Annotated in this window: 21 protein-coding genes; 18 read left to right on the top strand and 3 right to left on the bottom strand. The window is 65.0% G+C overall.

The genetic code is table 11. The features are described from left to right. Nucleotides 1-125 precede the first annotated feature (125 nt). From BLV47_RS11570 to BLV47_RS11560, 3 genes are read left to right on the top strand one after another with little or no spacing between them, the layout of a single operon-like run. Entirely contained in the window at nucleotides 126-1,547 is a 1,422-nt protein-coding gene (locus BLV47_RS11570) for a cytochrome ubiquinol oxidase subunit I (protein ID WP_092313542.1), read from the top strand. 16 nt (nucleotides 1,548-1,563) lie between these two features. After that, complete coding sequence (gene cydB, locus BLV47_RS11565) at nucleotides 1,564-2,580, top strand: cytochrome d ubiquinol oxidase subunit II (RefSeq protein ID WP_092313539.1); 1,017 nt, start codon at nucleotides 1,564-1,566, stop codon at nucleotides 2,578-2,580. Next, nucleotides 2,567-2,707: a DUF2474 family protein gene (locus tag BLV47_RS11560; RefSeq protein WP_092313536.1), complete on the top strand. Its 141-nt coding sequence runs from the start codon at nucleotides 2,567-2,569 to the stop codon at nucleotides 2,705-2,707. Before cydB ends, BLV47_RS11560 begins: the two co-directional genes overlap by 14 nt. Before the next feature lie 56 nt (nucleotides 2,708-2,763). On the opposite strand, the gene BLV47_RS11555 is transcribed toward BLV47_RS11560, so the two are convergent. The 3 genes from BLV47_RS11555 to BLV47_RS11545 all read right to left on the bottom strand — a co-directional run bounded on the left by BLV47_RS11555 (nucleotide 2,764) and on the right by BLV47_RS11545 (nucleotide 7,355). Continuing rightward, nucleotides 2,764-3,738, bottom strand: a complete 975-nt coding sequence (locus tag BLV47_RS11555; protein WP_092313533.1) for a Dyp-type peroxidase — start codon at nucleotides 3,736-3,738, stop codon at nucleotides 2,764-2,766. Nucleotides 3,739-3,939: 201 nt separating this feature from the next. Beyond that, nucleotides 3,940-6,213, bottom strand: coding sequence for an FdhF/YdeP family oxidoreductase (locus tag BLV47_RS11550; protein WP_092313530.1), 2,274 nt, complete (start codon nucleotides 6,211-6,213; stop codon nucleotides 3,940-3,942). Nucleotides 6,214-6,461: 248 nt separating this feature from the next. Continuing rightward, on the bottom strand, nucleotides 6,462-7,355 hold the full coding sequence (locus tag BLV47_RS11545; protein ID WP_092313527.1) for a DMT family transporter: 894 nt from the start codon (nucleotides 7,353-7,355) through the stop codon (nucleotides 6,462-6,464). 132 nt (nucleotides 7,356-7,487) lie between these two features. Between BLV47_RS11545 and BLV47_RS11540 the strand changes: the two genes are divergently transcribed. The 15 genes from BLV47_RS11540 (at nucleotide 7,488) to gspK (ending at nucleotide 24,697) form a co-directional block, all read left to right on the top strand. Beyond that, entirely contained in the window at nucleotides 7,488-7,925 is a 438-nt protein-coding gene (locus BLV47_RS11540) for an Lrp/AsnC family transcriptional regulator (protein ID WP_016963354.1), read from the top strand. Between the two features lie 302 nt (nucleotides 7,926-8,227). After that, on the top strand, nucleotides 8,228-8,869 hold the full coding sequence (locus BLV47_RS11535; protein WP_060840035.1) for a response regulator: 642 nt from the start codon (nucleotides 8,228-8,230) through the stop codon (nucleotides 8,867-8,869). Between the two features lie 31 nt (nucleotides 8,870-8,900). Further along, complete coding sequence (locus BLV47_RS11530; RefSeq protein WP_092313524.1) at nucleotides 8,901-12,545, top strand: ATP-binding protein; 3,645 nt, start codon at nucleotides 8,901-8,903, stop codon at nucleotides 12,543-12,545. A gap of 199 nt (nucleotides 12,546-12,744) precedes the next feature. Then, on the top strand, nucleotides 12,745-14,301 hold the full coding sequence (gene gbpA / locus BLV47_RS11525) for an N-acetylglucosamine-binding protein GbpA (RefSeq protein WP_092313521.1): 1,557 nt from the start codon (nucleotides 12,745-12,747) through the stop codon (nucleotides 14,299-14,301). Between the two features lie 318 nt (nucleotides 14,302-14,619). Further along, complete coding sequence (gbpA, locus tag BLV47_RS11520; protein ID WP_092313518.1) at nucleotides 14,620-16,158, top strand: N-acetylglucosamine-binding protein GbpA; 1,539 nt, start codon at nucleotides 14,620-14,622, stop codon at nucleotides 16,156-16,158. Between the two features lie 66 nt (nucleotides 16,159-16,224). Next, entirely contained in the window at nucleotides 16,225-16,731 is a 507-nt protein-coding gene (locus BLV47_RS11515) for a cytochrome b/b6 domain-containing protein (protein ID WP_092313515.1), read from the top strand. Beyond that, the gene (locus BLV47_RS11510; RefSeq protein ID WP_143038266.1) at nucleotides 16,728-17,276 is read left to right on the top strand and encodes a type II secretion system protein N; all 549 of its coding nucleotides are present in this window, start codon (nucleotides 16,728-16,730) and stop codon (nucleotides 17,274-17,276) included. Before BLV47_RS11515 ends, BLV47_RS11510 begins: the two co-directional genes overlap by 4 nt. Beyond that, complete coding sequence (gene gspD, locus BLV47_RS11505) at nucleotides 17,273-19,192, top strand: type II secretion system secretin GspD (protein ID WP_092313509.1); 1,920 nt, start codon at nucleotides 17,273-17,275, stop codon at nucleotides 19,190-19,192. Before BLV47_RS11510 ends, gspD begins: the two co-directional genes overlap by 4 nt. Then, nucleotides 19,189-20,682: a type II secretion system ATPase GspE gene (gspE, locus tag BLV47_RS11500; protein ID WP_092313506.1), complete on the top strand. Its 1,494-nt coding sequence runs from the start codon at nucleotides 19,189-19,191 to the stop codon at nucleotides 20,680-20,682. The genes gspD and gspE overlap by 4 nt, the downstream gene beginning before the upstream one ends. Before the next feature lie 2 nt (nucleotides 20,683-20,684). Continuing rightward, nucleotides 20,685-21,902, top strand: a complete 1,218-nt coding sequence (gene gspF / locus BLV47_RS11495; RefSeq protein ID WP_092313503.1) for a type II secretion system inner membrane protein GspF — start codon at nucleotides 20,685-20,687, stop codon at nucleotides 21,900-21,902. Nucleotides 21,903-21,918: 16 nt separating this feature from the next. Continuing rightward, nucleotides 21,919-22,353, top strand: coding sequence for a type II secretion system major pseudopilin GspG (gene gspG / locus BLV47_RS11490; RefSeq protein ID WP_092313500.1), 435 nt, complete (start codon nucleotides 21,919-21,921; stop codon nucleotides 22,351-22,353). A gap of 3 nt (nucleotides 22,354-22,356) precedes the next feature. Next, nucleotides 22,357-22,851, top strand: coding sequence for a type II secretion system minor pseudopilin GspH (gene gspH / locus BLV47_RS11485; RefSeq protein WP_167365648.1), 495 nt, complete (start codon nucleotides 22,357-22,359; stop codon nucleotides 22,849-22,851). Beyond that, nucleotides 22,835-23,221: a type II secretion system minor pseudopilin GspI gene (gspI, locus tag BLV47_RS11480; protein WP_256596333.1), complete on the top strand. Its 387-nt coding sequence runs from the start codon at nucleotides 22,835-22,837 to the stop codon at nucleotides 23,219-23,221. Before gspH ends, gspI begins: the two co-directional genes overlap by 17 nt. Next, entirely contained in the window at nucleotides 23,218-23,817 is a 600-nt protein-coding gene (gspJ, locus tag BLV47_RS11475) for a type II secretion system minor pseudopilin GspJ (protein WP_092313497.1), read from the top strand. The genes gspI and gspJ overlap by 4 nt, the downstream gene beginning before the upstream one ends. Continuing rightward, nucleotides 23,810-24,697, top strand: coding sequence for a type II secretion system minor pseudopilin GspK (gspK, locus tag BLV47_RS11470; RefSeq protein WP_167365647.1), 888 nt, complete (start codon nucleotides 23,810-23,812; stop codon nucleotides 24,695-24,697). Before gspJ ends, gspK begins: the two co-directional genes overlap by 8 nt.

The following is a 24,697-nucleotide window of genomic DNA, read 5'->3' as shown; positions in this document are numbered from 1 at the left end:
CGGCCGGGGCGGCCAAGACGCCGCTCCAGCCCGCCCCGCGCAGCCTCCTTCGGTGCGCCGCGAACCCAGGTTCGCGGCGGCCGCACGGCACCTGCACGGCCACCAGCCATCACGAGGGTTTCGTCATGTTTCATCTACAGGCGCTCGACCTGGCACGCATCCAGTTTGCGTTCACGGTTTCGTTCCACATCATCTTTCCCGCCATCACCATCGGCCTGGCCAGTTTCCTGGCGGTGCTCGAAGGCCTGTGGCTCAAGACCCACAACAACACCTACAAGGACCTGTATCACTTCTGGTCGAAGATCTTCGCCGTCAACTTCGGCATGGGCGTGGTTTCCGGCCTGGTCATGGCCTATGAGTTCGGCACCAACTGGAGTCGTTTCTCGGACTTTGCCGGAAGCATCACCGGGCCCTTGCTGACCTACGAGGTGCTCACCGCGTTCTTCCTCGAGGCGGGCTTTCTCGGGGTCATGCTGTTCGGCTGGAACCGGGTCGGCCGCGGGCTGCATTTTTTCGCCACGGTGATGGTGGCCATCGGCACCCTGATCTCGACCTTCTGGATCCTCGCTTCCAACAGCTGGATGCAGACGCCCCAGGGCTTTTCCATCGTCGACGGGCGAATCATGCCCATGGACTGGCTGGCGATCGTGTTCAACCCGTCGTTCCCCTTCCGCCTGATGCACATGGCGATCGCCGCCTTTGTCGCCACGGCGTTCTTCGTCGGGTCCAGCGCCGCCTGGCACCTGCTGCGGGGCAACCACACGCCGCCGGTACGCAAGATGCTGTCGATGGCGCTGTGGATGGCGCTGATCGTGGCGCCGATCCAGGCGGTAGTCGGTGACGCCCATGGCCTCAACACCCTGGAACATCAACCGGCGAAGATCGCCGCCATCGAAGGCCACTGGGAAAACCACGGCAACGAGCCGTCGCCCCTGGTGCTGTTCGGCATTCCCAATATGGACACGGAGAAAACCGACTACGCCGTGGAAGTGCCCTACCTGGGCAGCCTGATCCTGACCCACAGCCTGGACAAGCAGATCCCCGCGCTCAAGAGCTTCCCCAGGGCAGACCGGCCCAACTCGGCCATCGTGTTCTTCAGCTTCCGCATCATGGCCGGCCTGGGCATGTTGATGATCCTCACCGGCCTGCTGGGCCTGCTGCTGCGGCGCAACGGCGCGCTGTACCGCAATCGCCTGTTCCTGCGCCTGGTGCTGTGGATGGGCCCCAGCGGCCTGATCGCCCTGCTGGCGGGCTGGATCACCACCGAAGTCGGGCGCCAGCCCTGGGTGGTGTACGGCCTGCTGCGCACCAGCGACGCCGCGTCCAACCACAGCGTGGCGCAACTGAGCATCTCCCTGGCGCTGTTCGTGGCGATCTACTTCTCGGTGTTCGCGGTGGGCATCGGCTACATGATGAAGCTGGTGCGCAAGGGCCCGCAGCCCCATCACGAACATCCGCCGAGCGGCCCTTCCAGCCAGGAGCCGACCCCGCGCCGTCCGCTGTCCGCCATCGCCGAGACCTTTGCGTCCAGCGACCACCACCACTGAAACAAGGGATATCGACATGACGATTCAAGGCATAGACCTGTCGTTGATCTGGGGCGTGATCATTGCCTTCGGGGTGATGATGTACGTGATCATGGACGGCTTCGACCTGGGGCTGGGGATTCTCTTTCCGCTGATCCCCGATGCCCGGGAACGGGACGTGATGATGAACACCGTGGCCCCGGTCTGGGACGGTAACGAAACCTGGCTGGTTCTCGGTGGCGCGGCGCTGTACGGGGCCTTCCCCCTGGCCTACTCGGTGATCCTCGAAGCCCTGTACCTGCCACTGATCTTCATGCTCGCGGGGCTGATCTTCCGCGGCGTGGCCTTCGAGTTCCGTTTCAAGGCCAGCCCCGAACAGCGGCCTATCTGGGACTGGGCGTTTATCGGCGGCTCGCTGCTGGCGACCCTGTGCCAGGGCATTGTCATCGGCACCTACATCAGCGGCATCCCGGTGCTCAACCGGCAGTTCGCCGGCGGCGCCCTGGACTGGCTGGCGCCCTTCCCGCTGTTCTGCGGCCTGGGACTGATCGTGGCCTACGCGCTGCTGGGCAGCACCTGGCTGCTGGTCAAGACCGAGGGCATGCTCGAAGCGCGCATGCGCCACTACACCCGGCCCCTGGCGTTCGCGCTGATGGCGGTGGTGGCGGTGCTCTGCGTCTGGACCCCAGTGCTGCACCCGGACATCGCCACCCGCTGGTTCAGCCATGCCCATGTGGTGATCTTCGGCGCGTTGGCGGTGCTGGGCCTGCTGGCGTTGTGCGGGCTGCTGGGGACCTTGCGCCAGCATCATTCCCACTGGCCGTTCGTGTTCACCCTGGTGCTGGTGTTCCTCGGCTACATCGGCCTGGCGTTCAGCATCTGGCCGAACATCGTGCCGCCGTCCATCAGCCTGTGGGACGCGGCATCGCCCCTGACCAGCCAGCTGTTCATCCTGATCGGCACCCTGTTCATCCTGCCGATCATCCTGATGTACACCTGCTGGAGCTACTACGTGTTCCGCGGCAAAGTGAGGATTGGCGATGGCTACCATTGATCGAGCAAAGACCCTTTCGCGCCTGCTGTGGATGCTCGGCCTCTGGCTGGCCAGCGTCCTCGGCCTGGGGCTGGTGGCCGGCCTGCTGCGCCTGCTGATGCAGGCTGCCGGCATGCACAGCCACTGAGGATGGGCGCTCACCGCTGAAACCCCGACCCGCAGCAGCGGGTCGGGGTTTTGCGGTTATTGGCCGGTCGGCGCGCGCTCGGCCAGCTGTTCCAGCAGATCGGCGGAAGGCACGAAGAACAGCCCGCCGGTGACGGCCGTGCTGAAGTCCAGCAGGCGATCGTAGTTGCCCGCCGGGCGACCGACGAACATGTTTTCCAGCATCTGCTCCACAGGGCGTGGCGAACGGGCGTAGCCGATGAAGTAAGTGCCGAACTCGCCGGCCCCAGGACGGCCAAAGGGCATGTTGTCGCGCAGGATCTTCACCTCCTCGCCGTTCTCTTCCAGGGTGGTCAGCGAGCTGTGGGAGCAACTGGGCTTGACCGACTCATCGAGCTCGATATCCGACAGCTTGGTACGGCCGATGATGCGTTCCTGGGCTTCCACCGTCAGTTGGTTCCAGGCCGTCATGTTGTGCAGGTACTTCTGCACCAGCACATAGCTGCCATTGCAGAACGACGGATCCTCGTCGCCGATCAGGGTGAAATCCACCGCCTCACGACCTTCCGGGTTCTCGGTGCCGTCGACGAAGCCGACCATGCTGCGCATGTCGAAATAGCGAAAGCCCTGGACTTCGTCCACCACCGTGACCGCCTGCCCCAGGGGCTTGAGCAGTTGCGTGGCCAGCTCGAAGCACAGGTCCATCTGCTCGGCGCGGATGTGCAGCAACAGGTCACCGGGGGTCGACGGCGCGCGCCGCCCCTCCACGCCCACCTCCATGAACGGGTGCAGCGACGCCGGCCGCGGACCGCCGAACAGCCGGTCCCAGGCTTCGGAGCCAAACCCGCAGACACAGGACAGATTGCCCCCCGGCACGCGCTTGCCCACCGAACGGGTCAGCGCGGCGACGTCGGCGCACCAGTCACGCAGGGTTTGCGCGGCAGCGGCACCGGGGGCCAGGGTGGCGACGATGAAAATTGCACTGCGGGTGATGGGATTGCAGATGGCTTGCGGCTCGGGCTTGCGCTCGGCCAGGGAGGAAGACTGGGTCATTGTGGGTTCCACGGGCTGCGGTCGGAAAAATCACCGACAGGAAAATAGCAGATTGCGCCGCCCCCGCGGCAACCATGATCTGGCCTGCAGCACCTCCTCGCCCCTGGAACCGCAGCCGAGGCGGCACCAAGGTCCGCAGGACAGTGCCTGAGGACCTCCCACCGCACACCCGCACCCTCACCCGGCCCCTCGTGGAGCCGGTCAGGCTAGGGTCGAGCGCATCACCCGCACCGGCACCGATTTGTAGGACGGCGTGCCGCTGTCCACATCCAGGTAGTCCAGGGGCACCAGGCGGTTGGCCTCGGGGTAATAGGCGCCCACGGTGCCCGGGGCGATCTTGTACTCGATGGCGGTGATGTTTTCGTAGCGCAGCCGACGCCCGCCGATGACCGTCTCGATGTCCACCAGGTCACCGTGGGCCAGGCCACGGGCGGCCAGATCCCCGGGGCTGATAAACAGCACGTCGCGACGGCCGAACACCCCGCGATAGCGATCGTCCAGAGCGTAGATGGTGGTGTTGTACTGGTCATGGCTGCGCAGGGTGATCAGCCGCAGCACATCGGCGCCGTCCACTTCCTTGTCCTCGTGCAGCCCGGGGAAGACGAAGAACTCGGCCTTGCCCGAGGGTGTCAGCCACTGCCGTTCGGCCGCCGCCAAGGGCATGCGGAAGCCGCCCGGTACGCGAATGCGGGCGTTGTAGTCGTCGAAGCCGGGCACCGTCTGTTCGATCAGGTCGCGGATCTTGTCGTAGTCGGCCACCAGTTCCAGCCAGGGCACGCGGCTGCCGGGCAGCGTGGCCTTGGCCATGCCGGCGACAATCGCCGGTTCCGAGAGCAGCGACGGCGACGCCGGGGTCAGCTTGCCCGCCGAGGCGTGGACCATGGACATCGAGTCCTCCACGGTGATGGCCTGGCGCAGGCCGTCCTGCAGGTCCAGCTCGGTGCGGCCCAGGCAGGGCAGGATGAAGGTCTCCCTGGCCACCAGCAAATGGCTGCGGTTGAGCTTGGTGGCCACGTGCACGCTCAGGTCGAGCCTGGCCATGGCCGGGAAACACTGGCCCGGGTCCGGCAGGGCCACGGCGAAGTTGCCCCCCAGGCACAGCAGCGCCTTGGCCCTGCCGTCGATCATCGCCTGCATGGCCTGCACCGCATCGTGGCCATGGGCCGAAGGCGGCGTGAAGCCGAAGGTCTGCTGGAGCTTGTCGAGAAAGGCCTGCGTCGGCTTCTCGGTGATGCCCACGGTGCGGTTGCCCTGCACGTTGGAGTGGCCGCGCAACGGACAGATGCCGGCCCCCGGCTTGCCCAGGTTGCCGCGCAGCATCAGCAGGTCGCAGATCAGCCGCACATTGGCCGTGCCTTCGTTGTGCTGGGTGATGCCCATGCCGTAGGTGACGATGGTGGCATTGGACTTGGCGTAGGCCGCGGCGACCATTTCCAGGTCCGCCTGGTGCAGGCCGCTGGCCTGCTCGATGTCCGCCCAGGCGGTGGCGTGCAGGTCCGCCGCCAGGGCCTCGAAACCCTGGGTGTGCTCGGCGATGAACGCCTTGTCGAGGACTTGCCCGAGGCTGTCCTCCAGGGCCAGCAGGGCCTTCATGATGCCCTTGATTGCCGCCGCATCGCCGCCGGCCTTGACCTGGAAGTAGGACGAAGCGATGCGGGTCGAGCCGTAGGTGGCCATCTCCACCATGTTCTGCGGGTCGGCGAAGCGCTCCAGGGCGCGCTCGCGCAGCGGGTTGAAGACCATGATCGGCACCTTGCGCCGCGAGGCTTCATGCAGGGTGCCCATCATCCGCGGGTGGTTGGTGCCCGGGTTGTGGCCGATGGAGATGATCAGCTCGCAGAGGTCGAAATCCTCCAGGGACACCGTGCCCTTACCGATGCCGATGGAGCGGGGCAAACCGACGCTGGTGGGTTCGTGGCACATGTTCGAGCAGTCGGGGAAGTTGTTGCTGCCGTATTCCCGAGCGAACAGCTGGTACAGGTAGGCCGCTTCGTTGGAGGCGCGGCCGGAGGTGTAGAACTCCACCTGCTCGGGCTGCAGGCCCCGCAGGATCTGGCCAATACGGTCGAACGCCGCCTGCCACGCCACCGGCTTGAAGGTATCGCTGGCGCGGTCATAGACCAGGGGCTCGGTGAGGCGGCCCAGGTCTTCGAGCTGATAGTCGGAACGCTGCAGCAGCGAGGTCAGCGGATGCTCGGCGAAGAAGGCCGGGGTCACCCGTTTGTTGGTGGCTTCCCAGGTCACCGCCTTGGCGCCGTTTTCACAGAACTGGAAGGTCGACTTGTGCTCCTTATCCGGCCAGGCGCAGCCCGGGCAGTCAAAGCCATCAGGCTGGTTGGTGCGCATCAGGGTCAGGGGCGCCTTGAGCGCATCCATCTGTTCGCGCACCGCCGTGGCGGTGGCCTTGAGCGCGCCCCAGCCACCGGCGGGACCATCGTAGTTGCGGATTCCGGGAACCTTGCGTCGAGTGCTCATGATCGCTCCAGGGCCGACCCGGCACGACGCGAGTCGGTGGTTGCGGATGGTCGAGGCGTACCCGGGCGGGCTGCCAGGGGCCTGGATCACAGGGGGATAGTGCGTGGCAACTGTGCCGACACTGGATAAAAGCTAGCGCTGCGCCCCGGCCTGTCAAGCTCAGGCGCCGACCGGCACAGACGCGACGCGGGCGCCCGGGCCAGCTGGCGTGCAAGCCATTGCCGGCCCCCGCCCTGCCGCCCCGCTGCTCATTGCAAAACCCTGCGCCGGCGCTTGAGGGTCCAGCCCTGCTGCATGCCGGCGGCGGCCAGCAGAATCGCGGCGACGCCCAGCCACTGCAACAACCCCAGGCGATGCCCGAAGGCCAGCCAGTCGACGAAGATCGCCGCGATCGGATAGATGAAGGACAAGGCGCCGGTCAACGCGGTCGGCAGTTTCTGGATCGCCCCATACAACAGCACATACATCACCCCGGTATGCACGATGCCCAGGGTCAGCAGGCTGGCCCAGGCCGTGGCCTGCTGGGGTGGCTCGGCCAGGTTGGCCCAAGGCGCCAGCAGCAAGACTCCGGTACAGACCTGGATCAGCGCGATCAGGTGTGGCGGCGTACCGCTCAGGCGCTTGATCAGCAGCGCGGCGAAGGCATAGAGCAACGCCGCGCCCAGGGCCAGGGCGATGCCCAGCAGGTAGTCGCTGCCGGCTTCGCCCGCGCTGCCATGGGCGCTGACGATGGCCAGCATCCCGGCAAAGGACAGGCTCAGCCAGACCAGTTTCTGCGGGGTGATCTTCTCTCCCAGAAACAACGCGCCCAGGGCCACCAGAATGAACGGCTGGACGTTGTACACCGCGGTGCCGATGGCGATCGAAGCCCGGGAGTAGGAGCCGAACAGCAGCACCCAGTTGCCGACAATCGCCACGCCGCTGAGCACCGCCAGAAACAGGCTGCGTCGAGTCAGAATATTCCTTCGAAAAAAACCGAAAGCGCCGCAAATCAGCAGCAACGCACCGGCACCGAACAGGCAACGCCAGAACACCACGTCCAGCACCGGTTGTCCGGACACCAGGACGAACCAGCCAATGGTTCCGGAAATCAGCATCGCGGCGGTCATTTCCAGTGATCCGCGACGGGTCAGTGCATCCATCATCAATCTCCTCTGACAGTGGCCAAATTATGCCCAGCGGCACACGGCCATCGCCAGTTCAAAACCTGGGCTAGTATGCATTCAGGCCTTTTTTATCAAGGCATAAACGCCCATTCACCTAACGAGGTTGCCATGCTCGACGCCATTGACCAGGCCCTGATCAGTGCCCTGATGCAGGACTCCCGCCGCTCCCTCAAGGCCCTGGCGCAGATCAGCGGGCTGTCCGCCCCCAGCGTGGCCGAACGCTTGAAAAAGCTCGAAGAACGCGGCGTGATCACCGCCTATACCCTGGAAATCGACCCCAAGTCCCTGGGCTATCAATTGCAGGCGATTGTCCGGATTCGTCCGCTGCCGGGCCGCCTGCAGGAGGTGGAGCGGCAGATCCTGGCGATTGCCGAGTTCACCGAATGCGACAAGGTCACCGGTGACGACTGCTTTATCGCTCGCTTGCAGGTGCGCTCCATGGAACAGCTGGACCGCTTGCTCGACCGCCTCAACCATGACGCCGAAACCAACACCGCGATCATCAAGAAATCGCCGATCAAGCGGCGTTTGCCGCCCATGAATTAACCCCGTGAAAGGGGCTTTTTCACCCTGGAAAATGCCCCTGGAACAGGCCTGGAACTGTGGGATGAAAAGGCCGTTCTAGAGGCGTTTCTGACAAAGAAACACCTGACTTCCGGGCCTCTTTTCAGAAAGTTTCCCCTTAGGCATAAGACGATTCTTAAAATCCCCCAGACGTCTTTTTGGCGTCAATTTCAGTGATACCCTGCGAATCCTCTGACGACCCCACTAGCAAAATGCCTGCTCCTTTGCGGAAGCTGCGCATTGTCGTGGGCTCATGCCTGTCGAAAAGCCGAGTACAAGAACCCATGCCGATCCGCGTGCAGATAGCCGATGACCATCCCTTGACCCTGATTGGGATACATACCCTGCTGGAAAACCGCGCCGAACTGGAGATCGTTGCCCAGGCCCACAGCGTGGAAACCCTGTTGGAGAACCTGCAGCGCCAACCCTGCGACCTGCTGCTGACCGACCTGATGATGCCCGGCGGCGATCAGGTGGATGGGATTCGTCTGATCAGACGCCTGCGTTCACGCTACCCGGAGTTGGCCATCGTGGTGATCACCATGCTCGACAACCCGGCGCTGATCAGCAGCCTGCTCAAACTCGGCATCCAGGGGCTGGTGAGCAAGCGTGGCTTGCTCAACGACCTGCCCAAGGCGATTGCCGCCAACCCGCGTGCGCCCTTCGTGTCGCCGTCGATCCAGCATCTGCTGGACACCAGCACCGCCCTGCATGGCAAGCCGCTGCTGCAGCCCGAACAGTTGTCGGCCAGGGAGATCGAGGTGCTGCGCCTGTATGGCACCGGCATGAGCATCGGCGCCATCGCCCAGCACCTGTGCCGCAGCAAACAGACGATCAGCACGCAAAAGAGCAGCGCCATGCGCAAGCTTGGCCTGGACACCTCGGCCAGCCTGTTCCTGTACATCCAGGAACACGGCCTGAGCTGAGCGGTCCTCAAAACTCCGGAGCTTCCCCCCTATGCCCCTGATTTCCCGTCCCCCCCAGTTCTGGAGGCTGATCCGTGTCTGCCTGCTGTTCAGCTTCATGGTCCTGGTCAGCCTGTTCTTCAGCCTGCCCGCCCACTGCACCGAGCCGCAGGAGCCGGGCAATCCGTCGCTGGCCCGGCTGCTCGACATGCGCAGCACCCTGCCCCACAAGGTGCTGCGGGTAGCGACCATCGTGCCTCCCGAGCGGCCCCTGGAAAGTGCCGGCAACCAGGTGCTCAAGGTGATCTCCGACGAGTACCTCAAGCTCATCGGCAAGCAGTTGGGCCTGCGCTTCGAGTACGTCGAGCTGGCCTCGCCCCAGGACGCGATCCGGGCCCTGCTCGAACACCGAATCGACCTGCTGCCCCGGGCCACCGCGCTTGAAGCGCAGAACCCCGGCCTGGCCCTCAGCCGTCCGTACCTGAACAACCAGCCGATCATCGTCGGGCGCATCAACGACAAGAGCCTGCCACCGGACCTGGAAGGCAAGCGGGTCCTGGTGCTGGACAACTACCTAGACCTTGAGACCGTCCGCAAGACCTATCCCCGGGCCGACATCAGCGGCGTGCACACCACTGCCCTGGCCCTTGAGCAACTGGCCGGCAAACAGGCCGACGCCTTTATCAGCGATCGCTTCCGCACCACCCTTTACATGCAGGCCCGCCCGGACCTGCGGCTGCACAGCAAGTTCTATCCACAGCTGCCCGACGCCGGCTTCGCCTTCGCCGTGCGCCATGAGGACGCCACCCTGCGGGCACTGATCGACTACGTACTCAACGCCATTCCCGAGGAGCACAAGCGGCGGATCCAGAACCAGTCGAGCCAGGAGCCCTTTCCCTTCGCCCCGACCGAGTCCTTTTCCCTGACTCCCGGCGAGCTGAACTGGCTCACCGCACACCGGCAGATCAATCTGCTGGCCGAGGAAGCGCCGCCCTACATCTACCGCAATGCCGAGGGCCAATGGGCCGGACTGAGCATCGATATCCTGCGCACCCTGGCCAGCTCGTTCCGCCTGCAACTCAACATTCAGCCCAGTCTTTCCCGGGCCGGCGACCTGGAACAGCTGGCCGCCGGCAGCGCCGACCTGACCACCCGCGACCTGGGCCTGCCCGACAACGCCCGGGGCATCGGCCTGAGCCAGAGCTACGGCACCCGCAACTGGGCCTTTGTGGTGCGTCATGGCGACAGCTCTCCCAGTTCCCTGGACGCCATGCTGGGGCGGCAACTGGCGCTGCCGCGCAACCACCCGTTGCTCGAACACCTGAAACAGCGCTACCCGGACATCCATCTGCTGCTCACCGACGATCATCGCCAGGCCCTGAACCTGGTGCTGCAACGTCAGGTCGATGCCACCCTGGACACCCCGGTGGGCACCGAGGCGCTGTCCGGCTCCGGGCTGCAGTTCGGTCTGGCCTTCGACGCCCTGCCCACGCCGCACCGCTTTGCCGCGGCCCCAGGTTCCAGGGAGTTGCTGAGCGTGCTCGACAAGCTGCTCGATTCCATGGCCAGGAACCCGCAAAGCGACATCCAGCTGATCGCCGAACAACAGTCCAGCGCCGCGCTCTGGAGCTGGGTCGCCGAGCAGGCCTGGCATGTGGGCGTGGTGATCCTGATCATCTTCGTGCTGTCGCTGATCTGGAACTGGCGCCTGAAGATCCAGGTGCGGGAAACCATCTGCGTGCAGACCCGCCTGCAGGACAAGCTGGCCTTCCAGTTTTCCCTGCTCAATGGCCTGCCGACGCCGCTGTATGTCTGCGACCTGGACGGCCGGCTGAGCACCTGCAACCGCGCCTACGAGGAGTTCTTCGCCACCTCCCAGGAACAGGTCGAGGGCTGCCTGCCCACCGAGCAGCCGAACATGCCGCGAGACTTCGCCGAAGTGCTGCAAGAGGAACATCAACTGCTGCTGGCCAATCACCGGCCACGCTTTCTCGACACCAGCCTGTGGATCAAGGAGCAGCAGTACTGCCTCTATCAGTGGCTGGTGCCGTTCTACAACGCCCGCGGGGTCCTGCAGGGGTTGCTGGGGGGCTGGCTGGACATCTCCGAGCGCAAGAACCTGGAACTCAAGTTGCGCGAGGCCAAGCAGATCGCGCAGAAGGCCAGCGCCGCCAAGAGCGAGTTTCTCGCCTCCATGAGCCATGAGTTGCGCACCCCGCTCAACGCCCTGGTGGGCCTGCTGGAGCTGGAAACCAGCGCCAGCCAGACACCCTCGCACAACCTGCGGGTGGCCCAGCAATCGGCGACCTCGATGATCGACCTGATCGGCAACATCCTGGACCTGGACAAAATAGAGAGTGGCCTGATGCAACTGGCACCCCATCCCACCGCCCTGGAACCCTTGCTCGCCAATGGCCTGGGACTGTTTGCCGTACAAGCCCGGGAGAAACGCCTGCAGCTGAATTTCGACTATCAGGCCAGCCCCAGCCGGCTGTACTGGGTCGACTCGCTGCGCCTGCAGCAGATTCTGCACAACCTCTTGAGCAATGCCTTGAAGTTCACCGACCGCGGCCACATCCAGGTCACCCTGCGCGAAACCCATGTGCAGGGCGACAGCAGCCTGCTGACCCTGAGCGTGCGCGATACCGGCATCGGCATTCCCCTGGCCAACCAGGCGGGGATTTTCGAGCCCTATCGCCAGGCCACCGCGCGCACCGCCCACCTGTACGGCGGCTCGGGCCTGGGCCTGAGCATCTGCCATCAGCTGGTGCAACTGATGGGCGGGCGCATCTGGCTGGAAAGCGAGCCCGGCCAAGGCTGCTGCATCCACGTCGAACTGCCGGTGAGCTGGCAGACGACCAACGTGGAAGTGGCGCAAACACCGGAAGTGCCACCGATCACCGGCAAAGCCTTGCGGGTGCTGGTGGTGGACGATGTCTCCACCAACGGCCTGGTACTGACCCTGCAGCTGGAGCGCATCGGCCACTTTGCCGAACACGTCAGCAGTGGCGAAGAAGCCCTGCAGCTACTGCGCCACCGCCACTACGACGTGTTGATCAGCGACTGCAACATGCCGGGCATGGACGGCTACAGCCTGGCCCGGGCGGTGCGTGAAGCCGAACAACAGAGCGGGGCCAAGCCGCGGCTGATCGTCGGCTACACCGCCAGCGCCCTGAGCAACGAAGCGACCCAATGCTCCAACGCCGGGATGAACGACCTGATGATCAAGCCGGTGACCCTGGCCCGCCTGCAGGAAGTGCTGGGCAGTCACACCGGGGCCGGCGAAGAGCGGGTGCGCGCCTTCGACATCGACCACCTCAAGGACCTGGGAGAAAACAGTCCGACCCTGCATCGGCGCATCCTCAACGAACTGACCAAGAACCTGCAGCAGGAAATCGCCGAACTGCGCACCTGCGTCCTGGCCAATACCCCGCACCTGATCAACGACCTGACCCATCGCCTGAGCGGCGTGGCCTGCCTGATCAACGCGCCGGACATGACCAGAACCTGCGAGGCCCTGAGAAAGGTCGACCCCGGCCATCCAGCGTCGGTGCGCAGTTGCCAGCAGGCACTGCTCAATGCCATGGAACAGGTGTACGCCGAGGCCCGCCAGCAGCTGGCCAGCTTGCGCGAAGCATCCGACGCCGACAGCGGCCCCCAGCCCCAGACACCCCAGGCCCAGGGTTCGCCGCCCTGAAGCGGACGCCGGTGACGGGCTGCCCGCCCCGGCCCCGGCGCCACTCTCGTACTTGTCTCATTCAACCGCCGCCCCCTGCTGCCTAACCTTGCGCCGGCTTTCGAGCACTGACAGTCAATGGCGCCAGACTCCCGGTGAGTCGCTACGCCAGCTCTCGATTGCTTGTTGAATCCAATAACGTCCAATCAGGGAACAATCGATGATCACGCGGCATACCTTCCATTCATTCCTCAAACTTCCGCTGGCGATGGCCATCGGCATGGCGGCGCTCAGCGCGCAACAGGCGGCGGCGCACGGCTATATCGAAAACCCCAAGTCCCGCTCGTACATGTGTAGCGCCAAAGGCGGCAACCTGAACAGCAACTGCGGTTCGGTGGCCTACGAGCCACAGAGCGTCGAATACCTGGCCAACGGCAGCCGCGACGGCTTCCCCAGCACGGCCCAGGCCTGCCACGGCGCGTTCACCCAGTGCGGCCCCGCCAACGGCACTATTGCCTCCGGTGGCCTGCGTCACTTCGCCAACCTCAACGAGCAGACCGCCAGCCGCTGGACCAAGGTCAATATCAAGCCCGGGCTGAACACCTTCGACTGGCGCTACACCGCGGTGCACGCCACCCGCAACTGGCAGTTCTACATCACCAAGAAAGACTGGAATCCCAACCAGCCGCTGACCCGTGATTCGTTCGAAGCGGCGCCGCTGCTGACCGACAACTGGAACAACACCCTGCCGACCAAGACCGGCGGCATCACCAGCCACAAGGTCAACATTCCGGCCGACCGCAACGGCTATCACATCGTCCTGGCCACCTGGATGGTGGGCGACAACACCAACACCTTCTATCAGGTGGTGGATGTGAACATCGAGAACAGCGAAGTCGCACCGTCGAGCTGGAAGAACATCGGTGCCGTCCAGCCCGAGCCCCTGAGCATCGGCGACAAGGTCATGACCCGGGTGTTCAACGACCAGGGCGAACTCGCGGCCAAGCAGGTCACCCTGAACATCGACAGCGCGGAGCTGGCCAAGGACAGCATCTGGCCCAAGGCGCTGGCGGAAAAGGTCAACCAGGCCAAGCTCGGCTACCAGATCGGTGAACTCAACGACAAGGACCAGGTGGTGCCGCAGTTCGGCAAGAACAGCATCTTTGTCAACCAGAACAGTGACATCAACAGCGTGCTGATCGCCAAGGAACAGGCCGCCAAGCCGGCTGAACTCAAGGTTTCCGGCATGCAGCCCGAGTACAGCCTGAAGGACGGCAAGGTCGACCTGCACTTCAACGCCATCGCCCTCAACGGCGACTTCACCATCACCGCCAGCGTGCTCAATGCCAAGGGCGAAACCGTCGCTCACCAGCAAGCCGACAGTGGCAACAATGCGCCGCACTTCAGCCTCGCGCTCAAAGGCGTGACGGCAGGCCAGTACGATCTGGTGGTGGTGGCCAAGTCGAAGAAAGGCGAGCTGCTGCAAGAAACCATCAGCTTCAAGCTCAAGGCCGAGCCAGAGGTTGAGGAAACCCCGGGCGGCGGTGGCAACGAGGGCGGCACCACCCCCGAGACGCCAGCCAAGTACGACCACGTGTTCCCTGAGGGCCTGAAGTCCTACAAGGCCGGCACCCTGGTGCTGCAACCCAAGAACGGCAAGACCTACCAGTGCAAGCCGTTCCCGTACAGCGGCTACTGCGTGCAGTGGAAGGCTGGCGCGACCCAGTATGAGCCAGGCACCGGTTCTCACTGGCAGATGGCCTGGAACCTCAAGTAAGCCAGCAACTCCCCAGTTGCTCCTTGGGGCGTGACGCGCAAGCGTCACGCTCATTTTTTTTGCTGGCCAGGCCGCGCCGCACAAGGCGCAAAAGACTCACCCGAAGTGCCGCACGAGCCGTTGTCGAACCCACCAAATGCTTGTTCTAGAGCCTTGCGACTCTCGTACTCGTCCCATGTGAACACCCGGGAGCAGCACGTAGCCTGTGCTCGCTGGCAAGGCTGCCGGAGCAGCGGACATCCAGGGTGTCCCACTGCCCCATCACCGGCCCCTCGCAGCGCTGCAACACTCATTTTTCAATTGCTCAAGGCATACACAATGATCAACTCCAACCGGACTCGTTCCTTCCTCAAACTGCCAATCGTCATCGCCATGGCCGCCGCCGGACTGGCCGCCCAGCAAGCCTCCGCCCACGGCTACATCGAAAGCCCCAAGTCCCGCGCCTTCATGTGCCATGCCGATGGCGGCAGACTGAACGCCAACTGCGGTCCAGTGATGTACGAGCCACAAAGCACCGAGTACATCGGCGTGCCTGGCCGTAACGATCTCGAGCACTTTCCAAGCAACGCCCAGGCCTGCACCGGCGACTTCAAGGTATGCGGCCCAGCCAACGGCACCATCGCCGCCGCCGGCCTGGTGCGCTTCTCCCAGATCAACGAGCAGAGTGCTACCCGCTGGGCCAAGACCACCATCAAGCCGGGCCCGCAGAACTTCACCTGGCACTACGAAGCCGGTCACGCCACCCGCTACTGGCAGTTCTACATCACCAAAAAAGACTGGAATCCGAACCAGCCGCTGACCCGCGACTCGTTCGAAATGACCCCGCTGCTGGATCAGCCATGGCCGTCCGGCACCGTCCCGGCCCCGGCCAAAGGCAAAACCCATCACACCGTGAACATCCCGTCTGACCGCTCCGGTTACCACGTGCTGCTGGCCACCTGGAAAGTCAACGACACCGACGCCACCTTCTACAGCGTGGTCGACCTGAACATCGACAATGGCGCGGTCATCCCGTCGAACTGGGACACCGTTGGCGCGGTACAACCTGAAGCCCTGAGCATCGGCGACAAGGTCAAGACTCGCGTCTTCAACGCACAGGGCGAGATCAACGCCAAGCAAGTGGTGCTGAACATCGATAGCGCCGAACTGGCCAAGGCCGACGTCTGGCCGCACGAACTGGCGAAGAAGGTCAATGCCGCCAAGCAGGGCTACCAGATGGGCCTGCTCAACGACAAGGACGAAGTGGTGCCGAACTTCGGCAGGAACGAAATCCTGGTCAAGAAAGGCAGCGACATCGTCAACGTGATGATCGCCAAGGAACAGGCCGCCAAACCGGGCGAGCTGTCCATCACCGGCATGCAGTCCGAATACACCCTGAAAGACGGCAAGACCGAGCTGCACTTCAACGCCATCGCCAAGAACGGCGAATACACCGTGAAAGCCACCGTGCTAAACGCCAAGGGCGAAAGCGTAGCCTTCCAGCAGGCGCCGGCCGGCAACACCCCGCACTTCTCCATGCCGCTGAACAATGTCAGCGCCGGGGTCTACGACCTGGTGGTCGTGGCCACCTCGAAGAAGGGCGAAGTGCTGCAGCAATCCGCCCGCTTCACCCTCAAGGCCGAAGCCGGCGGTGGTGAAGGTGGCAACGAAGGCGGCAACGGCAAGTACGACTACGTGTTCCCCAATGGCCTGAAATCCTACAAGGCCGGCACCGTGGTCCTGCAACCCAAGGATGGCAAGACCTATGAGTGCAAGCCTGGCGCCGTCGCCGGCTGGTGCACCCAGTGGACCAACGGCTCCAACGCCTACGAGCCGGGCGTAGGTTTCGCCTGGCAGTCGGCCTGGAACCTCAAGTAAGTCATAGCGTCAACCACCCGAGCGTGGCGCCACGGCGCCACGCTCCTTGTTAGCGGTAAAGCCCCCATGAGCTCAACCCCCTATTCAAGAATCCATGTGCTGCTGCACTGGACCTTCGCCGCGATCATTCTCTGGGCAACGCTCAGCGGTTTCGGCAACGCCCTGTTCGACCTGCCAGCCGGTATCGCCGAGGGCATCGGCTTCATCAATGTGTCGTTGACCTTCATCCTGATTCCGCTGTTCGTACTGCGCATTGTCTGCGCCCTGAACCATCAGCGCCCCGCATCGCGCCAGCCCCTGGCAGACCTGCTGGCCAAGGCCGGGCACCTGGCGCTCTACGTCGTGACCGGGGTCGTGCTGGTGACCGGCGTGCTGATGATGGAGCGCCCGATCGACCTGTTCGGCCTGCTGCAGATCAGCCAGCCATTGCATGAGCCAGTGCTCACCGGCTTTTTCAACAGCATTCACCGCTATGCCTGCATCGCCCTGGCCCTGTTGGTCGCCGGACACATGGCGGCCGTGGTGCTGCACCACTGGCGAGGTGAAAACCTGCTAAGGCGCATGTCCTTGTGAGCGCCCTTCGCCCCTCGCTTCGCGCTGGCCTCATGGCCGGCGCCTTGTTGTTTCTGAGTGCCTGGCTGGCCTGGCTGGCCCATGACAGCTGGCAGTTGCGGCAAGGCCTGAACGCGGCCACTCACCAGGCGCCCTCCGCCGTGGAGCCACAGGCCCGCGCCCAGCCCGACCCGCAAGCCATCGCCCGGCTGTTCGGCGTCCAGCTGCAAGAACCCAACAGCGATCAGCCCCGGGTGCCCCTGGCCCTGCTGGCCAGCCTGGTAGCAGCCCAACCGGAGCTGTCCCGGGCCCTGATCGAATCCCCGGAAGGCCGCCGCTTCTATGGCATCGGCGAGCCCTTGCCGGGCGGTGGCAGCCTGCGCCAGATCGGCACCGACCAAGTGCGGGTGCAACGCTTCGGCGAAGAGCTGGTCCTGAGTCTGCCGCTGCACGAAACGCCGTTGCTGACCCCGCAGGCAGAGGATGCCGCCACAGCCCAACCCCATCCGCAGCCAGGCAGCGGGAGCCTGCTGCAACCGTCTCTGCAATCCCCTGGAGCATCATGAATCGAGCCTTTATCGCCGGGTCCCTGCTGACCCTGGGCACCCTGATCAATCCCGTGCATGCCACGGAAAAAGCCACCGCCGCCCAGCAGTGGACCCTGAACATGAAGGACGCCGAGCTGCGCGACCTGGTCAACGAAGTGGGCCAGATCACCGGCAAGACGATGATTCTAGACCCTCGCCTGAACGGCAAGGTCACGGTGCAATCCAGCACCGCCATGGATCAGCAGGGCATCTATTCGCTGTTTCTCACCGCCCTGCGCAGCCAGGGCTTTGTCGCCATGGACCAGGGCGACCGGGTGCTGATCCTGCCGGTGGCCGAAGCCAAGACCAAGGCCCACGCCGAGCCCAGCGGTGCCAGCGAAGAGTTCGTGACCCAGGTCATCGAACTGAACAATGCCAACGCCAGCGAGGTGGCCAGCGCGGTGCGCCCGCTGGTAGCTGCGGACGCCTACATGGCGCCCTCCACCACCTCCAATGCCCTGGTGATTTCCGACAGCGCCAACAACGTCGAGCGGGTACGCCTGGTGATCAACGAGCTGGATAACGCCGGTGGCCGGCAGTTCAGCATCGTGCAACTCAAGCACGCCTGGGCCACCGAGGTGGCCAAGACCCTGACCGACAGCCTGGCCGACAGCAACAGCGCGATGACCAGCGCCAAGGCCATTGGCGACTCGCGCAGCAATCGCCTGATCCTGGTCGGCCCGGCGCCGGTTCGCCAGCAGATGCAGCGTCTGGCGCAGAGCCTGGATGTGCCGACCAATGTCGGCGACACCGCGCGGGTGCGCCGGCTCAACCACAGCGATGCGAAGAAGCTCGAAGAACTGCTCAGCGGCATTGGCAAGCGCATGGAATCCGGCAACCGTGGCGGCGACAGCCAGAAACCGGACAGCCCGGTGCTGGTCAGCGCCGACACCAGCCAGAACGCCCTGGTACTGATGGCCTCGCCAGCCCAGCTGGCAACCTTCGAAAGCATCATCAACGAGCTGGACCGACCCCGGGCCCAGGTGCTGGTGGAAGCGGCGATCGTCGAGGTCAGCGGCGACATCAACCAGGCCCTCGGCGTGCAATGGGCCGGCAACCGCGGCAAGCTGTCCGCCGCCAGCAATTTCAACAGCGCCGGCCTGTCCATTGGCACCCTGCTCAACAACCTGCAGGACGACAAGCGCCCGAACCTGCCCGATGGCGCGATCATCGGCATCGGCGGCAGCAACTTCGGCGCGCTGATCACCGCGCTGTCCAGCGACTCCAACAACAACCTGCTGTCCACCCCGAGCCTGCTGACCCTGGACAACGAAGCGGCGGAAATCCTCGTCGGCCAGAACGTGCCGTTCCAGACCGGTTCCTACACCACCGACACCGCCGGTGCCAGCAACCCCTTCACCACGGTGGAGCGCAAGGATGTGGGGATCACCCTCAAGGTCACCCCGCATATCAATGAGGGCAACTTCCTACGCCTGAATGTCGAGCAGGAAAGCTCCGAGCTGGCCGCTGCGCCGCCGGGCATCAACACCAGCGACGTGATCACCAACAAGCGCTCGGTCAAGAGCACCATCCTGGCCAACGACGGGCAGATCATCGTCCTCGGCGGGCTGATCAAGGACAACGTCAAGGTCCAGGTCAGCAAGGTGCCGCTACTGGGGGACATTCCCTGGGTCGGCCGCCTGTTCAGCAGCAGCAAGGAAGTCAACGAGAAGACCAATCTGATGGTGTTCCTGCGTCCGACCCTGTTGCGCAACGCCGCCAGCACCGAGCAGATGAGCCAGCACAAGTACAACAACATGCGCTCGCTGCGCGCCCCGGACGGCAAGACCGGCGGCCAGTTGCCTGCCGACGCCAACCGCCTGTTCGACGCCAACCGCCAGGGCGATGCGGGCCTGATCGACATGCGCGCCCCGGGCGCCCAGCGCCAGCCATGATCGCCAGCCCCGAAGACGCGCGTCTGGCCTTTGCCTACGCGCGCCGCCACGGCGTGGTGCTGGACCCTCAGGAAGGTGGCGCGGTGCTGTATTGCCGCGCCAGTACGCCATTGTCGGTGGTGGCCGAAGTGCGCCGTTTCAACGGCTCGTTGCTGCGCAGCGAGGTGCTGGACGACGAGGCCTTCGCCCAGCGCCTGGCCGCCCACTACCGCGATGGGCAGAACGGCGCCAAGCAGGTGGCCGACGGCCTGGGCGAGCAGTTCGACGAAGAGTTCGACCTCAACAGCCTGGCCGAGCAACTGCCCAGGACCACCGACCTGCTGGAACAGGAAGATGACGCGCCGATCATCCGCCTGATCAACGCGATCCTCAGCGAGGCGGTCAAGAGCAAGGCCTCCGACGTGCACCTGGAAGCCTTCGAGGAACACCTGTCGGTGCGCCTGCGGGTCGACGGCCTGCTGCGTGAAGTGCTGCGTCCACGGAGGGAACTGGCAACCTTGCTGGTGTCGCGGATCAAGGTCATGGCCAAGCTGGACATCGCCGAAAAGCGCATTCCCCAGGACGGCCGGATCGCCTTGCGCATCGCCGGTCACGAGGTGGATGTACGGGTTTCGACCCTGCCCTCCAGCCACGGCGAGCGAGTGGTGATGCGCCTCCTGGACAAGCAGGCCGGGCGCCTCAACCTGAGCCACTTGGGGATGAACGAGACGGTGCGCCAGCGCCTGGAGATCGCCCTGCACAAACCCCACGGCATTCTCCTGGTCACCGGCCCCACCGGCTCCGGCAAGACCACCACGCTGTATGCCGGGCTGGCCAGCCTCAACAGCCTGGAACGCAACATCCTGACCATCGAGGACCCGGTGGAGTACCACCTGACCGGGATCGGCCAGACCCAGGTCAACGCCAAGGTCGACATGACCTTCGCCCGGGGCTTGCGGGCCATCCTCCGTCAGGACCCGGACGTGGTGATGGTGGGCGAGATCCGCGACCGCGAAACCGCGGAAATTGCCGTGCAGGCGTCCCTCACCGGACACCTGGTGCTCTCGACCCTGCACACCAACAGCGCCATCGGCGCGGTGACCCGGCTGGTGGACATGGGCATCGAGCCCTTCCTGCTCTGCACCTCGCTGCTGGGGGTGTTGTCCCAGCGCCTGGTGCGCCTGCTGTGCCCGGAGTGCAAGGAGCCCCACAGCGCCGATAACGCCGCCTGCGAACGCCTGGGCCTGAGCGCCGATACCGCGCCGCAGCTGTACCGGCCCAAAGGCTGCAGCGCCTGCCAGCACACGGGGTATCGCGGGCGCCGTGGCATCTATGAACTGGTGCTGTTCGACGACACCTTGCGTCAGCTGATCCACACCGGCGCCGGCGAGCATCAACTGCTGGAGCATGCGCGCAAGCACAGCGCCAGCCTGTTCGACGACGGCCAGGCCATGGTGCTGCTGGGGCAGACCAGCCTGGAAGAACTGCTGCGCGTGACCCAGAGGGACTGATCATGGCCGCTTACGAATACCTGGCCATGTGCGCCGCCGGAAAAAAATCCACCGGCGTGGTGGAAGCCGACAGCCCGCGCCATGCCCGGCAACTGTTGCGCGAGCGCCAGCTGGTGGTCCTCAAGGTCAGCACCGCGCAGAACAAGCGCGTGCGTGGCAAAGGCTTGCTGCAGGTGTCCGGCGGCGGCTTGAGCAGCGCCGAACTGGCCTTGCTCACCCGTCAGTTGTCGACCCTGGTCCAGGCCTCGCTGCCCCTGGAGGAAGTGCTGGCGGCGGTGGCCGCGCAGTGCGAGAAGCAGCGAATCAAGAGCATGCTGCTGGCCATCCGCTCCAAGGTACTGGAAGGCTACAGCCTGGCCGTGGCGCTGGCGGCCTACCCTCGGGCCTTCCCCGATCTGTACCGGGCCACGGTAGCCGCCGGCGAGCGCTCCGGGCACCTGGGCCAGGTGCTGCTGAACCTGGCCGACTACACCGAAGCCCAGCAGGCGGCCCGCCAGCAGATCCAGCTGGCCATGCTCTATCCGAGCATCCTGATGCTGGCGGCGGTGAGCATCGTCGGCTTCCTGCTGGGCTTCGTGGTGCCCGATGTGGTCAAGGTGTTCATCGATAGCGGTCAGGAACTGCCGCTGCTGACCCGGGGCCTGATCGCCAGCAGCGCCTTCCTGCAAGACTTCGGCCTGCTTCTGCTGCTGTTGCTGGCGGCCCTGGTGCTGGCCGCCCGCGCCGCCGTCCGCAACCCGGCCACCCGCGAGCGCTGGCACGCCCTGGTGCTGCAATTGCCGCTGCTGGGAAGGCTGATCCGGGCCAGCAACTGCACGCGTTTCGTCAGCACCCTGGCGATTCTCGGGCGCAGTGGCGTGCCGCTGCTGGACGCCCTGGGCATCGCCAGCGAGGTGGTGGCCAACCAGAAAATTCGTACCGGTCTGAAAGACATCGTCCGGGGGGTACGCGAAGGTATCAGCCTGACCCGGGCCCTGGAACTCAACGGCAGCTTCCCGCCGATGATGCTCTACATGATCGCCAGCGGTGAGCGCTCCGGCGAGCTGGACAGCATGCTCGAACGCGCCGCCAAGCAGCAGGAAGAACAACTGGCCAACCGCATCGCCCTGCTGGTGGGCCTGTTCGAGCCGGCCATGCTGGTGTTCATGGGGGCCTCGGTGCTGATCATCGTGCTGGCGATCCTGATGCCGATCCTCAGCCTGAACCAACTGATTACCTGAATCCGGAACCCCCTACGTGCAGACTCAGAACAAGCAACGCGGTTTTACCCTGATTGAAATCATGGTGGTGGTGGTCATTCTCGGGGTCCTCGCGGCCCTGGTGGTGCCGCAGATCATGAGCCGCCCCGATCAGGCCAAGGCCGCCGCCGCCCAGAGCGACATCAAGGCCATCGCCATGGCCCTGGACATCTACAAGCTCGACAACCACCAGTACCCCAGCAGCCAGCAAGGGCTCGAAGCCCTGGTCAGCAAGCCCAGCGGCAACCCGCCGGCGCGCAACTGGAACCCCGACGGTTACCTCAAGCGCCTGCCCATCGATCCCTGGGGCAACGCCTATCAGTACCGCCTGCCGGGCACCCGCGGCAGCGGTTATGACCTGTTCTCCTTCGGCGCCGACGGCAAGCTCGGCGGCGACGGCCTGAACGCCGAGATCGGCAACTGGGACCGCTGAGTGGTGCAACGCTCCCACAACAAGGGCTTCACCCTGATCGAAGTGCTGGTGGTGGTGCTGATCATCGCCCTGTCCGCGGGCATGATCGGCCTGATCAACCCCGACTCCGCCAGCCGGCAGGCGCGTCGTGAAGGCGATCGCCTGCTGGCGCTGCTGCAACTGCTGCGCCAGCAGGCAGTGTTGAGCAACAGCGACTACGGCCTGCGCATCGAACCCGACGCCTACTCCGTGCTGCGCCTGGATGAACAGGGGCAATGGCTGGCCGACCGTGACTGGCGCAGCCAGACCCTGCCCGCCAACCTGCGCCTGCGCCTCGAAGTGGCCGAAGCCGGCCCGAGCCTTGGCCAGGCCGGCAGCCGTAGCGCCATGCCCCAACTGCTGGTGTTGTCCAGTGACGAAACCAGCGCCTTCAGCCTGTGGATCGAGCACCGCAACACCCCGCTGCTGGTCCTGTCCAGCGACGGCCTACAGGAGCCCCGACTTGAAACCGCGAACTGAACGGGGCTTCACCCTGCTGGAAGTCATGGTGGCGCTGGCGATTTTCGCCACGGTGTCGATTGCGCTGTTCAGTGCGATCCAGCATGTGGCGATCAACAGCGGCAACCTGGCCGAACGCACCCAGGCCACCTGGATTGCCGACAACTACCTGAATGAACTGCGCAGCGGCATGCAGCCGCCCAGCGTTGGCCGCCAGCAACGCCAGGTCGAGTTTGGCGGGCGCAGTTGGTGGCTGTTCAGCGAGATCGAAGCGGCGCCGGACTCGCGGCTGCTCAAGGTCAACCTGCGGGTTTCGGCCGAGCAGGACCCGCAACGGGCCCGGCAATACAGCCGCGCGCAGTTGCTGGGTTACATCGAGGCCAACCCATGAACCAGCGCGGCTTCACCTTGCTGGAGGTGGTGGTAGCGATCGCCATCTTCAGCCTCCTGGGGCTGGCGACCTATCAGTTGCTGGACCGGGTGATGCGCAGCGACCAGCGCATCCAGACCCAGGAGCTGCAATTGCGCCACCTGCAACGGGCCCTGAGTCTGCTGGAGCGGGACCTGGTGCAGGTGCAGCGCCACGCCCTCAAGGACGACCATAGCCATAGCCAGGCGCTGATCAGCCAGCCCCAGGGGCTGCGCCTGCTGCGCGGCGGCTGGCGCAACCCCCTGGACTATCCGCGCAGCGAGCTGGTGCAGGTCAGCCACCGCTTCGGCGACGGCCAGTGGCTGCGCGAAAGCCAGGGCCTGGAACAAGGCAGCCTGAGCCAGGCGCAATCCTTGCTCAGTGAGGTCGAGCTGATCCACCTGCGCTTCATCGACGCTGCGGGCCAGCCCCACGACAGCTGGCCCATCAGCGGCGAAGCCCTGAGTCTGCCGGCCGCCGTGGACATCAAGCTCAGCGCACCGGGCTTCCCGAATATCCGTCGGGTCATCCTGTTGCCGGGCGGCGCCGAAGCGGACGAGGACGCACCCGGTGAATAAGCCTCGCGCCCAGCGCGGCGTCGCCCTGCTCAGCGTATTGCTGATCACCGCCCTGGTGACCCTGGTGGTGAGCAACATGCTTGCCCGCCAGCGGCTCAGCCTGGCCAGCAGCAGCCACCTGGTGCAGCACCAGCAGCTCTGGCAACTGGCCCTGAGCGGCGAGAGCTGGGCCCGCAGCCAATTGCGGGAGGATGCCCGCAGCGAAGGCGGCCTGCTGGTGACCCATCTGGGCCAGCACTGGGCCCGGCCGGCTCCGGCGTTCCCGATCGAAGGCGGCAGGCTCAGGATTCACATCAGCGATCTGGGCGCCCGGCTCAACCTCAACAGCACGCTGGTGCAGGATGATGTGATTCCTCGCGCCCGCTACCAGCGCCTGCTGGCCCTGGCCGAGATCAAGCCCCACGACCCGGCGGCGCTGCTGCGCCCCCGGGACCGCCTGGGCCGCCCTTTGCCCCTGAGCGACATCAGTGAACTGCGGCCACTGCCAGAGGTGGGCCCCGACACCCTGCAACGCCTGGCGCCGCTGGTGGCGGCCTACGAGCCGGGATACATCAACCTCAACACCGCCGACGCCCTGGTGCTGGCCAGCATCGAAGGCATCGATCTGCCGACCGCCCGGACCCTGGCTCAGACCCGCCCGGCCAAGGGCTACCCGACGGTCGCTGCGTTTCTCGCCAATCCCATGCTTCAGGGCCGGGACATCACCGCACGCGGGCTGAGCGTCAACAGCCGCCAGTTCCGCGCCACCATCGATGTTGAGCTGCATGGCCGACGCCTGCGCTTGGTCAGCGACCTGCGGGTCATGAGTGCCGACCAGGTCCGCGTGCAACAGCGCACCTTGCTACCCGCGCCGCTCAACGCCCCTTCGCTTACCGAGTAA

This window comes from Pseudomonas saponiphila (assembly GCF_900105185.1).
Classification (GTDB): domain Bacteria; phylum Pseudomonadota; class Gammaproteobacteria; order Pseudomonadales; family Pseudomonadaceae; genus Aquipseudomonas; species Aquipseudomonas saponiphila.
This window is presented reverse-complemented; position numbering and strand designations above follow the sequence as displayed.

Bases quoted from the DNA above. Each gene is read 5' to 3' on its own strand.
- BLV47_RS11570 (WP_092313542.1), top strand. From the start codon at position 126: ATGTTTCATCTACAGGCGCTCGACCTGGCACGCATCCAGTTTGCGTTC.
- cydB (WP_092313539.1), top strand. From the start codon at position 1,564: ATGACGATTCAAGGCATAGACCTGTCGTTGATCTGGGGCGTGATCATT.
- BLV47_RS11560 (WP_092313536.1), top strand. From the start codon at position 2,567: ATGGCTACCATTGATCGAGCAAAGACCCTTTCGCGCCTGCTGTGGATG.
- BLV47_RS11555 (WP_092313533.1), bottom strand. From the start codon at position 3,738: ATGACCCAGTCTTCCTCCCTGGCCGAGCGCAAGCCCGAGCCGCAAGCC.
- BLV47_RS11550 (WP_092313530.1), bottom strand. From the start codon at position 6,213: ATGAGCACTCGACGCAAGGTTCCCGGAATCCGCAACTACGATGGTCCC.
- BLV47_RS11545 (WP_092313527.1), bottom strand. From the start codon at position 7,355: ATGGATGCACTGACCCGTCGCGGATCACTGGAAATGACCGCCGCGATG.
- BLV47_RS11540 (WP_016963354.1), top strand. From the start codon at position 7,488: ATGCTCGACGCCATTGACCAGGCCCTGATCAGTGCCCTGATGCAGGAC.
- BLV47_RS11535 (WP_060840035.1), top strand. From the start codon at position 8,228: ATGCCGATCCGCGTGCAGATAGCCGATGACCATCCCTTGACCCTGATT.
- BLV47_RS11530 (WP_092313524.1), top strand. From the start codon at position 8,901: ATGCCCCTGATTTCCCGTCCCCCCCAGTTCTGGAGGCTGATCCGTGTC.
- gbpA (WP_092313521.1), top strand. From the start codon at position 12,745: ATGATCACGCGGCATACCTTCCATTCATTCCTCAAACTTCCGCTGGCG.
- gbpA (WP_092313518.1), top strand. From the start codon at position 14,620: ATGATCAACTCCAACCGGACTCGTTCCTTCCTCAAACTGCCAATCGTC.
- BLV47_RS11515 (WP_092313515.1), top strand. From the start codon at position 16,225: ATGAGCTCAACCCCCTATTCAAGAATCCATGTGCTGCTGCACTGGACC.
- gspD (WP_092313509.1), top strand. From the start codon at position 17,273: ATGAATCGAGCCTTTATCGCCGGGTCCCTGCTGACCCTGGGCACCCTG.
- gspE (WP_092313506.1), top strand. From the start codon at position 19,189: ATGATCGCCAGCCCCGAAGACGCGCGTCTGGCCTTTGCCTACGCGCGC.
- gspF (WP_092313503.1), top strand. From the start codon at position 20,685: ATGGCCGCTTACGAATACCTGGCCATGTGCGCCGCCGGAAAAAAATCC.
- gspJ (WP_092313497.1), top strand. From the start codon at position 23,218: ATGAACCAGCGCGGCTTCACCTTGCTGGAGGTGGTGGTAGCGATCGCC.